The sequence below is a fragment of the Methanobrevibacter sp. genome (assembly GCF_036307625.1).
In the GTDB taxonomy this organism is placed as follows: domain Archaea; phylum Methanobacteriota; class Methanobacteria; order Methanobacteriales; family Methanobacteriaceae; genus Methanocatella.
The window spans coordinates 1-12445 of the sequence record NZ_JAXJXF010000071.1 but is presented as its reverse complement, the minus strand read 5'-3'; the positions used below and the strand labels follow the sequence as shown (position 1 = coordinate 12445).

The 12445-nt window shown below is 30.3% G+C and carries 14 protein-coding genes and 1 pseudogene; 14 read left to right on the top strand and 1 reads right to left on the bottom strand.

What is annotated here, in order from left to right:
• The 3 genes and pseudogenes from UIB65_RS04705 to UIB65_RS04695 all read left to right on the top strand — a co-directional run.
• Positions 1–1328: pseudogene (locus tag UIB65_RS04705) on the top strand (hypothetical protein); the annotation flags it as partial.
• A 116-nt stretch (positions 1329–1444) separates the two neighbouring features.
• Positions 1445–2125 carry a hypothetical protein gene (locus UIB65_RS04700; RefSeq protein WP_330039958.1) on the top strand — a complete coding sequence of 227 codons (681 nt, stop codon included), beginning with the start codon at positions 1445–1447 and terminating at the stop codon, positions 2123–2125.
• 407 nt (positions 2126–2532) lie between these two features.
• On the top strand, positions 2533–3060 hold the full coding sequence (locus UIB65_RS04695; protein WP_330039957.1) for a hypothetical protein: 528 nt from the start codon (positions 2533–2535) through the stop codon (positions 3058–3060).
• A 182-nt stretch (positions 3061–3242) separates the two neighbouring features.
• Here UIB65_RS04695 and UIB65_RS04690 read toward each other — a convergent pair whose 3' ends face one another.
• Positions 3243–4766, bottom strand: a complete 1524-nt coding sequence (locus tag UIB65_RS04690) for an MFS transporter (RefSeq protein WP_330039956.1) — start codon at positions 4764–4766, stop codon at positions 3243–3245.
• 171 nt (positions 4767–4937) lie between these two features.
• On the opposite strand from UIB65_RS04690, the gene UIB65_RS04685 reads away from it, so the two are divergent.
• The 11 genes from UIB65_RS04685 to UIB65_RS04635 all read left to right on the top strand — a co-directional run.
• Positions 4938–5249, top strand: a complete 312-nt coding sequence (locus UIB65_RS04685; RefSeq protein WP_330039959.1) for an AAA family ATPase — start codon at positions 4938–4940, stop codon at positions 5247–5249.
• Between the two features lie 66 nt (positions 5250–5315).
• Positions 5316–5591 carry an ATP-binding protein gene (locus tag UIB65_RS04680; protein ID WP_330039955.1) on the top strand — a complete coding sequence of 92 codons (276 nt, stop codon included), beginning with the start codon at positions 5316–5318 and terminating at the stop codon, positions 5589–5591.
• Between the two features lie 114 nt (positions 5592–5705).
• Positions 5706–5894, top strand: a complete 189-nt coding sequence (locus UIB65_RS04675; protein ID WP_330039954.1) for an aldo/keto reductase — start codon at positions 5706–5708, stop codon at positions 5892–5894.
• Positions 5895–5977: 83 nt separating this feature from the next.
• Positions 5978–6367, top strand: a complete 390-nt coding sequence (locus UIB65_RS04670) for a helix-turn-helix domain-containing protein (RefSeq protein WP_330039953.1) — start codon at positions 5978–5980, stop codon at positions 6365–6367.
• A gap of 11 nt (positions 6368–6378) precedes the next feature.
• Positions 6379–7533 carry a cyclophilin-like fold protein gene (locus UIB65_RS04665; RefSeq protein WP_330039952.1) on the top strand — a complete coding sequence of 385 codons (1155 nt, stop codon included), beginning with the start codon at positions 6379–6381 and terminating at the stop codon, positions 7531–7533.
• A 97-nt stretch (positions 7534–7630) separates the two neighbouring features.
• A complete protein-coding gene (locus tag UIB65_RS04660; RefSeq protein ID WP_330039951.1) occupies positions 7631–7990 on the top strand; it encodes a cyclophilin-like fold protein in 360 nt (119 codons plus the stop codon).
• A gap of 39 nt (positions 7991–8029) precedes the next feature.
• Positions 8030–8998, top strand: coding sequence for an alpha/beta hydrolase (locus tag UIB65_RS04655; protein WP_330039950.1), 969 nt, complete (start codon positions 8030–8032; stop codon positions 8996–8998).
• A 50-nt stretch (positions 8999–9048) separates the two neighbouring features.
• The gene (locus UIB65_RS04650) at positions 9049–9222 is read left to right on the top strand and encodes a hypothetical protein (RefSeq protein WP_330039949.1); all 174 of its coding nucleotides are present in this window, start codon (positions 9049–9051) and stop codon (positions 9220–9222) included.
• Between the two features lie 304 nt (positions 9223–9526).
• A complete protein-coding gene (locus tag UIB65_RS04645; RefSeq protein WP_330039948.1) occupies positions 9527–10747 on the top strand; it encodes an ATP-binding protein in 1221 nt (406 codons plus the stop codon).
• 272 nt (positions 10748–11019) lie between these two features.
• Entirely contained in the window at positions 11020–11538 is a 519-nt protein-coding gene (locus tag UIB65_RS04640; protein WP_330039947.1) for an MFS transporter, read from the top strand.
• Positions 11539–11562: 24 nt separating this feature from the next.
• Positions 11563–12445: MFS transporter (locus UIB65_RS04635; protein ID WP_330039946.1), on the top strand; the 883-nt coding region annotated here is incomplete at its 3' end.

Here is a 12445-nt window from a genome sequence, read left to right as displayed (position 1 = left end):
TCAATTATGTTGACAGTAAGGTGATGGACACTGCTACATTAATTGTTAAATCTTCTTATCCATCCTATTCTGATTATAGTGTGTCTGTTTCTGATACTACTGTTTATTATGGGTCCGGTGGATCTATTTCTATGAGTATTTCTCCTGCTTCTAAGTATTATTATAAGTATGCTTATTATTTGAGGGTTTATGATTCAAATGGTAATCAAAAGATTTCTCAAGTGTATTACAGTACTAGTTCTGCTTATTCCAAAACTTATAGTGTAGGTTCAACAAAGTTAAGTCCGGGTAAATATACAATCAAAATTGTCAATTATGCTGACAGTAAGGTGATGGACACTGCTACATTAACTGTTAAGTCAAAAACGGATATTATTGCTGATGATATAACTACTTCTTATGGAAACAGCAAAAACATGGTGATTACTTTAAAAGACAGTCAGAATAAATTGCTATTTGGTAAAAAAGTATCAGTTAAATTAAATGGAAAAACTTATAGTCGTGTAACCGATTCTTATGGGCAAATATCTGTTAAAATCCCAAATAATCTTGTTCCTAAAACATATGTCGCATCTGTTTCATTTGCAGGTGATGATTATTATGTTTCTTCATCTGGATCAGTTAAAGTAATTGTTGAAAAAGCAACAACAAAAATTTCAGTTAAATCTGTAACAGGTAATTCTGGAAAAAAAGTCAAATTAACTGCAAAAGTCACTGATAACCTGCGGAATAATATTAAAAAATTCAAAGTTACTTTTAAGGTTAATGGAAAAAAATATTATGCTAAAACTAATTCTAAAGGCATTGCAACTGTAAAAGTCAAAGTTCCAAAGTCAAAATTGGTTAAAGTATCATCAAAAACAAAAAACAAAATCGTGACTAGAACTGCCAATTATAAAAAACTTTATAAGTGTACCGCAAGTATTGGTGGAAACGAGAAATACAAGTCAAGTTCAACAAAATTTAAGGTAACTTCAAAAAACAAAAAAATTCAAAAATTTAGAATTGTTAAAAAGCAAACTAAAACAATAATAATACCTTATAAACAGTGGGGTTTTAGGGAAAAAACATCTGGTCATTACATTTTTGGAATTCTTCATGAGCAACGTGAAGGAAATAGGATAAGTGTTATAGCCGGTGATAAAACATTGCGAAAATATATTAAATTTTCATCAAATGCATATTACATTAATCATGGAAAAAAAGTTTATCCTTGGAAATGGATTAAAAGCAAACATAATACTGATTCGCATGAATATTACTATACTGGCAATGCTAAGATATATGTAATCATTAAATACAATGCATATACTTATAAAAAAATCTAGGATATGATTTATTATATCCTTTTTTCTATATTTTTAGTAAGATAATTTTAATCAAACTTATATAATATTTTATACATAACTTATATCACTGATATAATTAATTTGGGGGATAAAGATTGTTTGGAAAGAAAATACTCTTGCTTTCAATAATTCTTGTAGGTATCTTAGCTATTTCTTCAGTTTCAGCATCTGAGAATGTTACTGATGATATTGTAAGCATAAGTGATAATGATGTAATTAATGTGGAAAATAATCAGGATACATTAAGTTCTGATGAATCAGATGTTTTAAAAGCAGAGGTATCCAATTCGAATGAATCAAATATCTTAAAAGCAGATGTGTCTAATGAGGAACAGATTTTGCAGTCAGGCATTAGCAGTTCTGTTGAAGTTTTAAGCGCATCTAATGCTACAGAGATAAAAACTGATGAAGTGCTTGGTGCTGTTAATACGGATTCCTCTGAAGCGGAACCAGTTTTAAAATCAAGTAAAAAGATTAAAACTGTCAAGATGAAAGTAAAATATAAATGGACTACTAAAAAGGTAGGAAAATTTAAAATTAAAGCTCGTTTGTGGAAAGTGCGTTATGCATATGGATATCATAATTATTTGGATATAATATTATATAAAAATGGTAAACAGCTTAGATGCGGAAGTTATATTTCAAAATATCTCTATAAAACTAATGGTAAATGGAAATGGTGGCCTAAATGGAGACATGGTGGGGCTAACCATGCATATCACAGATATATCAATGACTGCTCTATAAAAGCGTTTGCAATTAAATTTAAATGTTGATAGTTATTCTTAATAACTATTTTTTTCATCTTTTTTTGGAACTTATATATTATGCATTTTATTTTATCATTTCACCATTCAATTTAATCCGAGGATTCTATCAGTATAATTATAACAAATCTAACAACTGCATTTTTAATAATTCGTATTTCACATTAACACCAAGGTTTCTAAAAATCAATTTGCTTTTTAACTATACATGTACATCAACTACTTTTAAAAAACAAGTTTTATTCAAATTGCTGTCGTTAATGTCGTCAGGCCATAGATTAAATATATTTAATGTTGGTTTTAATTAAATCAACAGGTATGATGTTTTCTATAATGTTTAGGAAATAAAAAACTTAAATTATTTATATGTCCTGATTATAATATTAATACAATAAACTTTAAATTATAGTGATTAAATGGATTATATTGTTCTTGCATTTATTTTTATTCTTTCTGGGTTTTTTATGAAATATTCTGATGATTTATATGATGAGAATCATGATTTAGTTTTATCAACATTTTTTGGCATTTTATGTGCAATTGCATCTGTTGCAGCTACAGTTTATGATACTGGTGCAGCGTATATTTTTATTTCTATCATAATAGGCAATCTCCTAGCTTTAAAAATAGATGGAATTCATCATATAGTTACTTTGATTGTTTATTTAGCAATACTGTTGGTTGTAGGAATTCCTGATTTGGGATTAGTTGTTTTGCTGATTTGTATTTTAACCATTTTAGCTGATGAAGTATGTCATGAACTAATTCCAAAAAGGACTGAAAACAGGTTTTTAAATTTATTTTTTGAATACCGGTTTTTGATGAAGATTGTCGTATTATTGCTTGCTGTTTGCGGTGTATTTGATATTTGGATTTTTGTTTGCTTTATTCTGTTTGACATTGCCTATGCCGGAGCAGGTATTGTTTTTGAAAGATTCAATTAAAAAAGTCTCTAAAATTTTATTGTATCATTTGATTTTTAGGTGCAATTCATCCATGACTTGTAGAAGTTATAGTATTCTTGCTTTAATTGGATAAAAGAAAATAGCTATTTGTTGAGGATGCGTAAAAGAGGTTAGGAAACCTAGATTTTTTTAAAAAAAAGAGGTTAATGAGAGATAAACTCTCATTTTTTAATTTTTTTATCATTTAACTTGAACGTCAGGACAAAAACAATGGCCATCAGGATAGCCGTTACCAGCATTACGAATTCCATTGAATCCTGAATAACAGTATCTGCAATACTAATTACAGTACTGTTCTCTGATTTAATTTCGTCTACATTACCTATTTTTTCGAAGTAATCAAAGATGTCTTGATGTACTTGTTCATTTCCTGAATATTCCGGTGCGTAGGCATCGACTCCATTAGCAATACCTCCCATTACTCCGAGAATTAGAATTACTCCGATAATTGCTGTACCCATTGATTCACCTAATGTCTGACCGGTTGTAGTAATGCCTGATGCGTTATTTTGATTTTCATCCGGAATATTGATTAATGCAATATCAGTACTTAAAGCCATTATGAAACCAATTCCAGATCCCAATACGAACATTCCGGGCATTAAATTCAGCATTGTTGTATTCATTTTAAATTGATAGCTTAAAAGCAGACATCCGATGATTGCAATTATGCTTCCAATTGCCATAAGTGACTTGTGATTCAATTTATCAGTTAAACTTGGAGCTATTGCTGCAAAAATAAGCAAACCTAAAGTCAAAGGTAGTGTGGTCAAACCGGTATTGAATGCATTTAAATTTAATACAGTTTGCATAAATAGGGAAACTACAAATAATCCCCCTCCCATTACAATATAACTCAATAATATAATGGTCGAGCCAACACGTAAATTTTTGTCTTTAAATAAGTCCATATCAAGTAATGGCACTTTACCTTTTCTTTTTCTTTTGATTTCAAACAATGCAAAGACTGCTAAGGCAATTATGCCCAAAATAATTACAGCTGTGCTGGTAGTGGCATCCTCAGTCAACATCAAAATACCGAGAACAAATAAAATAAGGCCTATAAATGAAATTATGGCACCGGTAATGTCCAAATCTCTTTTGGATTCGGTAGGTTCAAAATCAGGTATTTTATTCCGCATTACTAAAATAAAGATTACGATTATTAGTTCACTTGCAAATCCATATCTCCAACTGAGAAATGTTGTCATGATTCCTCCGAAAAGTGGGCCGACAGCAGCTGAAAGTGCGGCCATTACGCTCTCAATTGCCAAAGCAAATGTGCGTCTTTCTCCGGAATATGTTCCGCTTATTATGGAAACTGTTGCAGGTGTCATTAATGCCCCCGCAAAACCCTCTATCACTGCCCATCCGATAAACAGCATTGTATCGCTTTGACTTATTGCTGCAATGAATGTACCTATACCATAAAGTACAGCACCGATTAAAAACAGTCTCTTTTTACCAACTATATCTTGAAGTTTGGTACTTAACAGCATGAATGCTGCAGTTATGAGGGTATAAAATGCCATGATCATTTGGATTGTACTCACAGTAGTATTCAAATCAGCAACAACCTGGGAAATACTAACGTTCATGAATGTAGAATCCAAAGTTATGATAAATGAAGCACAGGCCACTAATATTAGTGGAATCCAGGAGTGCTCCCTAATAGTTTCATTCATTAATTAATCCTCCGATATATAGTCTAGTAATATAACTAGATTTTCATGTCTGTATAAGATAGTTCAATCAATTATATCTCTTTGTTATTTTTCTTTTTGTTGTTTTATAAACATTTCATTCTAATTAGATGCTGATACTTAGAAAAGCACTTTATATCTAAAAACTGAAATATTGATGGCAAAATTTATCTATTTTTTGATGAGATACAGGTTGTTTCCCAATGGGAAAAATTAATCAATTCTTACTTTGCAAAAGAAAATTATGACATATATATTACGGGATCAAACTCAAAATTATTGTCAGGTGAGTTTGCTACATATTTGTCCGGCCGTTATGTGGAATTAAGCATATATCCATTTTCTTTTAGGGAATATCTTGATTACTATGAAATTACCTCGGATTTTAAAACTCATTTTTACAGATATTTGGAGGATGGTGGTATGCCTTCAACATTTGACTATCTGGTGATGATAGAAGATTAATTCTAATTGATTTATACAATTCTATTGTTCTTAAGGATAACATGCATAATCGAAAATATTGTTTATTTGGAACTTTTAAGAGGCGGATATGAAATCACCATTGGTAAAGTTGATAACTTGGAAGTGGATTTTGTATGCAAAAAACTAAACAAACTCATTTATATTCAAGTTTCTTATTTATTGGCAAGTGAAGAAACTATTGAAAGAGAATTTAAACCATTAAAGAATATCCCAGATAATTATCCAAAATACGTAATAACTCTAGATGGGGAGGTTATGTCTCATGAAGGAATCATTCATTTGAATTTAATTGATTTTTTAAGAGATAATGAAACGATTTAACATAGTTGGAAATCCTATTCTTTTTGAAGATGTATATCATTTTTTGGGGAGTTTAGCTAGCTATATTAATGCACAAGCCAGTTTATCCTAATAATTGATTTTTAAATTGCACAATTGCCGATTGCATGGGCAATAGCTAAAGGAACACTTCCAATTATTGGAGCAACAAAGGTTCATCATGTTGAAGATGCGGCTGATGCAGTAAACATTGAATTGAGTGATGGGGAAATTAAGATAATGGAAGAACTGGCAGATAAGGCCAATGTCAATACAATAAGAATTTGGGAAAAGGAAATGAAATAATTTCTTTTCCTTACTTTTTTTCTATGATTTGTGGCATTTTTGCCACTATAACTATTAAAATATTAATGAACAAATAATTTTTCATGGCACTTGAAGAAAAATTGTATGCAAATCAATTTGAAAGAAATATTGTGGGTAGTGCAATTAAATCCATAAGCAATAAATGGACATTTTACATTTTAAAGGATTTGTTTTTAGGAAAAAAGCGTTTTTCACAATTTCAGGAAAATCGTCCAAATCTAGACAATAAATCTCTTGCAAGATGCCTTAAATCAATGGAAAACAACAATCTAATTGAAAAAAAGATTAATAATCATGAAACAGAATATTTTTTAACTTCAAAAGGAATGAAACTAAATAAAGTATTATATGAATTGATTATTTTTGCTTTGGATACTCATGAGGGAGATTTTTACACAAATGAAGAAATCATGTTCATTAAAGAAACTTATATTGATATTCTTGACATATGATTGGTGATAATATGTTGGATAAAAAAATTGTTTTGGTGCTGATTTTCATTGTAGCAATATTGAGTATTTCTGCAGTCAGTGCATCTGAAAACAGGGATAATTCAACTGATGTTGTTATTAATAATGAATCAATAGCTGACAGTATGCCAATATTCAATGAGTCCAGTGCTGTTTCAAATGGAAGTGCCCAAACAGAAGTGACTAAAAGTAATTTATTTGAACCTAAATCGATTTCACTGTCTGTTTCAAAATTATCAACAACATACGAATCCGGCAAATATTTCAAGGTAAAAGTGATTGACAGCAAAGCTAAAAAACCTGTAGCAAATGTTAAACTTATTTTAAAAGTATATTCTGGTAAAAAATATAAAAAAATCACTGCAACAACTGATTTTAATGGAATTGCAAAATATTATGCATCTAATTTAGGTATTGGTAGTCATAAGGTGGCAATTAATGTTAAAGATTCTAAAAAGTTTTTATCAAAGATGAAATATAGTTCGATTAAAATCTCAAGGGCTAAACTAAAAATTTCAGCTCCAAAAATCACAGGCTATTATAAGGAATCTAAAATATACAAGATTTCTGTTAAAAATAGGGAATCCAAAAAACCGATGAAGAGTATTAAAGTAATGATAAAGGTTTTCACAGGTAAAAAATATAAGAAGTACACTTTGAAAACGGATAAAAAAGGGATTGTGAGTTTCAATATGAAATCATTGCCTAAAGGTAAACATAATGTTGTTATTAATATTAAATCAACTTCTAATGTTAATTCTGCTGTTTTAAAAACATATATCAAAACTATTGTTCGTTCAAATGTGATAAAGCTTAAAGTCAATAATCATGTTTTAAATGTGAAACTGGAAGATAATTCCGCAGCAAAAGCACTGATGGACAAGCTAAAGATGGGTGATGTTACAATTCATGCAGAAGATTATGGAGGCTTTGAAAAAGTGGGGAATTTGGGTTTTTCACTTCCGAGAAGCGACAAATACATAACCACCTCGGTAGGTGATATTGTGCTTTATGATGGTGAGGAGATATCACTATTCTATAATTCAAATTCCTGGTCTTATACAAAATTGGGCAAATTACAGAATATTAAAGATTTGAAGAAAATTTTAGGAACTGGTGATGTAAAATTGGTTTTAAGTTTAAAATAATAAGTATTGGGGTGATATGCTGTCTTTCATTAAAAAAATTTGTTTTATAGTCATATTGAGTTTAATTGCTTGCACTGCGGTTAGCGGGGATGATAGTATGGATGAGTTAGTTAAAGTCAAAATCAATGATGAGGTATTTGATGTTAAATTGGAAAACAATTCTGCCACACAGGAATTGATTAAAGAACTGAAAAAAGGAAATGTCACTGTTAATACATCTGAATATGGGGGTTTTGAAAAAGTAGGAGATTTAGGCTTTTCACTTCCAACAAGTGATGAAAATATTGGTACTGCTCCTGGAGATATTGTATTATATCAGGGAGACAAAATATCTCTGTTTTACGGTTCCCATTCATGGAGCTATACGAAACTGGGTAAAATAGATAATGTTGACTCCAATAAACTAAAGGAAGTTCTTGGGTCTGGTGATGTTAAATTGGAGTTCAGTTTAAAATGATTATGAATTATATTAAAAAATATGAAATGGGTGATTGGAATGGATAATATTGAGATAACAACAGAATGGGATAAGGTTTTTCCCAAAAGCGATAAGGTAAATCATGAAAAGGTAACATTCAAAAATAGGTATGGAATCACTTTGGTTGCAGATTTATACAATCCAAAAGATTCTAATGATAAATTGCCCGCTATTGCATGTGCAGGACCATTTGGTGCTGTAAAAGAACAGGTTTCAGGTCTCTATGCACAAACATTGGCTGAAATGGGATTTTTGACAATAGCTTTCGACCCTTCATTTACCGGTGAAAGTTCAGGTGAACCTCGTGACATGGCATCCCCTGACATCAATACTGAAGATTTTCAGGCAGCAGTTGACTATCTTGTCACATCCGATGATGTTGACAGTGACAGGGTCGGAATTTGTGGAATCTGTGGATGGGGAGGAATGGCGCTAAATGCTGCGTCTCTTGATACTCGTATAAAAGCAACAGTTACCTCAACAATGTATAATATGACTCGTATTACTGCAAAGGGATATTATGATTCGGATGATAATGCTGATGCAAGATATGAAATGAAAGTTGCCCTAAACAATCAAAGAACGGAAGACTTTAAAAACGGAGAATATGCAAAAGCAGGAGGAGTCATAAAAGAGTTGACAGATGACCTGCCTCAATTTGTAAAGGATTATCATGACTTTTACGTTAAACCTTTGGGATATCATCCAAGATCTCCTGGTTCAAATGATGGATGGAATGTAATAGGATGCATGTCATTCATATCTCAGCCGATTATAGCATATTCTGATGAAATCAGAACACCAGTTTTAATGATTCATGGGGAAAATGCACATTCCAAATATTTCTCAGAAGATGAATTTGCAAAATTGACTGGGGATAATAAGGAGTTAATGATTATTCCTGATGCGGTTCACACTGATTTGTACTATAAAACTGATGTAATCCCATTTGAAAAGATTGCAGAATTTTTCAATAAAAACTTGTAAGTTACTTTAAATAGTAACTATTATTAATTTTTTCAAAAACAATCTTCACCATGACTATTTGGCAATTTTGTTATTATGCCAACAGCAACATGAAGCAGGTCAAAAAGAATCAGAAGTTGCACAATTCGTATTCGCCGTTGCTGATTGGTGATGTTAATGAGAATGATGTTATAAAGGAAGTCGATGAACCCAGCTATATTGACACACAACAGAAACTATTTTAATTAATTTCATGAATCATTTTTAATTAAATCATTTTTTTTCAGGAATACTTTTAAATAAACCTCTAAAATATATTGAATTCAATTTGAATTTATTTTTTGCTAAAAAGAGATTTTTTGAAGTTCTGTGAAATCACGTATTTCTTGTTTTATATTATAATGTTGTAAGTTATACTTTTGTTTTATTTTTATTTTTGTAATTTTGTAAGTTATACTTTTGTTTTATTTTTATTTTTGTAATTTTGTAAGTTATAACTGACAAATTTATATATGATTATAATCTAATATATTATTAAGATGTGATTGCATGATTAAAAGAGAAGATTATCTTAATGTTTTTTATAACTATTTGGACACGGATTTTATTAAAATTATTATTGGGTTGCGTAGATGTGGAAAAACAACATTTTTAAAAAGTATTATCGAGGAACTTAAGGGTTTAGGTATTGCTGATGAGAATATAATTTACATATCATTAGAAAATGTGAAATATAGACATATTAAGACATCAAAAGAATTGGATGAAGTTGTTTTAGATAAGGTTAAAGATATTGAGGGTAAGGTCTATTTATTGTTTGATGAAATTCTATTGGTTGATGAATGGGAAGAGTCAATTAATTCATATAGGGTTTCTTTTGATTGTGATATTTATGTTACTGGATCTAATTCAAAATTGTTCTCATCTGAACTTTCAACATTGGTCGCAGGAAGATATGTTCATATAAACATTTATCCTTTTTCATTTAAAGAAATTTTAAAGTATCATAATGAAATTAACAATATTAAAATGGATAAAACTAAGATATATGAATATTTCATGCAATACATAGAATATGGTGGAATGCCGTCATTGCTTTCTTTAAAAGATGAAGATGGTAAAATCAATGCACTTCTTGACATCTATGATTCTATCATTATTAGTGATATACTTTCAAGACATGAAATCAGAAGAATTGACACATTTAAAAGATTCGTTTATTATATTATGAATTCCATAGGGCAAACATTCTCTAAAAAAAGTATTGCAAATTTTTTAAAATCTGAAAGTAAAAGAACTTCAAGAGAAACTATCAATAATTATACAAACTTCATTGTTGAATCACTATTTTGCCATAGAGTGCTACGTGAAGACATAATTGGAAAAAAACTCTTATCTACAGATGAAAAATACTATTTAACGGATCATGGATTTCATCAGGCGTTGGTTGATGAAAATAATAAATGGTTACCTAGAATAATTGAAAACATTGTGTATATTGAACTTTTAAGACGTGGATATTCAGTTAAAGTGGGTCGGGTTAAAAATAAGGAAGTAGATTTCATAGCTAAAAATAAGAATAATAAAATTTATATTCAGGTTGCTTATCTTTTAGCTTCTGATGAAACAATAGAACGGGAATTTACACCATTATTAAACATTCCTGATAAATATGATGCATATGTATTTAGTATGGATGAATTTAACATGTCTAGAGATGGAATAAAACATATGAACATAATTGACTTTTTATTAGGTGATGAAATTTAAGAAAATGGTTATTTGGGACTTTCTATTATGAAACTAAGCTGTCTAAAAAGTAGTAGATAATTCATTTACTTTTTAATCATTTTTTGTTCGTATGATGTAGAACAAATTTCACTAAAAGTAGTAGATAATTTAAAGAGTGTTATGCCAACATGAGGATAATACTAGTTAAAAGTTTTCAGACTCAAAAAATAAGAAAATAATAACTATTAGAAATGTGAAAAGCTTATTTATATTAAATATATATTAAATTTTAATATTGGGGGATTAATAATATGAATGAAACGGTTAACAAAAATTCTTGGATTCCTTTAATGATTGTGGCTTGTGCTACATTAATTATAGCATTGGATACTTCATTCATGAATGTTAGCATTTCTCAAATTAGTGCTGATTTGAATACTGATGTTAGTACTATTCAAATGATTGTGTCGTTTTATACTCTTATTACTGCTGCGTTGATACTGCTCAGTACCAAACTTCAGGACATAGTTGGTAAAAAGAAACTGTTTTTAATTGGTGCTACACTTTTTGGTATAGGCACATTTATTTCAACAATAAGTTCAAGTGATACAATGTTATTTGTGGGATGGTCAGCGATTGAAGGTGTTGCCGGGGCATTAATGGTGCCGGCCATAGTTTCAATAATAAGTGGAACATATTCCGGCAAAAAACGTACAATTGCTTTGGCAACTCTGGGGATAATGGGAGGGCTTGCAAATGCTTTTGGTCCGCTCATTGGTGGAGTTATTACAACATTTTTAAGTTGGAGATGTGCTTTCGCATTCGAATAAATAATCATTTTCTTCATTTTAGGAATGCAAAATAAAATACCTAATTTCAAACCTACTGAATCTAAAAAGGATTTGGATATTATTGGTGCTATAATTTCAAGCATAGGGCTTGTTTTGCTCGTACTTGGTATTTTGACTTTGACTAAGGATGTTACTGCTAGCATAAGTGAGATAATTTTGGGATTAATAATTTTGGCAATCTTTATATGGTATGAACTCAAAAGAAAAAGGTCAGCCAAGGTGCCATTGCTTGATGTTGATTTATTTAGAGACAAAAATTTGCGTTTGGGCGCATCTATAAAGTTATTATATAATCTTACATTAAAAGGTGGTTTATTTGTAATTTTTCTGTTTTTCCAAACTGCATTACAGTTAAATGCATTTGATACCGGTTTGGCTTCACTTCCGTTGACTATAGGTTTGCTTATTTTTACATTGACCACTCCAAAATTAATTGGAAAACTGAATCATAAGACACTCATGGCAATAGGATGTATAATATCTATTGTCGGATGTCTGATTTTAAGTTATCAATTTAAGATAAACATATCAATGCTGGATCTAATTCCAGGTCAGTTTTTATTCGGGGCGGGAATTGGTTTAGTAATGGCTTTAACTGTGGATGTTGCATTATTTGATGTTCCTGCTGAAAGCCAAAATAATGCATCAGGTATTGTTTCAACTGGTGAGACATTAGGTTCATCAATGGGTACAGCAATTATTGGAATAATTCTAATTCTTGGAGTTATGGGAGGTATTAGTACTGCAGTCGATACCTACGCACCTGAACATTCAGGTGATGAACAATTCCATCAAGATGTCTATGATTACTTCCAAAAAGTGGGTAATATAGATGATGTTAAAGCACAGGATAGTATTATTGTGAATACTGCAGATATGATTATTC

What these genes read in the sequence shown, in the direction of transcription:
- UIB65_RS04695 (WP_330039957.1), top strand. Translation starts at nt 2,533, where the DNA reads ATGGATTATATTGTTCTTGCATTTATTTTTATTCTTTCTGGGTTTTTT.
- UIB65_RS04690 (WP_330039956.1), bottom strand. Translation starts at nt 4,766, where the DNA reads ATGAATGAAACTATTAGGGAGCACTCCTGGATTCCACTAATATTAGTG.
- UIB65_RS04670 (WP_330039953.1), top strand. Translation starts at nt 5,978, where the DNA reads ATGGCACTTGAAGAAAAATTGTATGCAAATCAATTTGAAAGAAATATT.
- UIB65_RS04665 (WP_330039952.1), top strand. Translation starts at nt 6,379, where the DNA reads ATGTTGGATAAAAAAATTGTTTTGGTGCTGATTTTCATTGTAGCAATA.
- UIB65_RS04660 (WP_330039951.1), top strand. Translation starts at nt 7,631, where the DNA reads ATGGATGAGTTAGTTAAAGTCAAAATCAATGATGAGGTATTTGATGTT.
- UIB65_RS04655 (WP_330039950.1), top strand. Translation starts at nt 8,030, where the DNA reads ATGGATAATATTGAGATAACAACAGAATGGGATAAGGTTTTTCCCAAA.
- UIB65_RS04650 (WP_330039949.1), top strand. Translation starts at nt 9,049, where the DNA reads ATGACTATTTGGCAATTTTGTTATTATGCCAACAGCAACATGAAGCAG.
- UIB65_RS04645 (WP_330039948.1), top strand. Translation starts at nt 9,527, where the DNA reads ATGATTAAAAGAGAAGATTATCTTAATGTTTTTTATAACTATTTGGAC.
- UIB65_RS04640 (WP_330039947.1), top strand. Translation starts at nt 11,020, where the DNA reads ATGAATGAAACGGTTAACAAAAATTCTTGGATTCCTTTAATGATTGTG.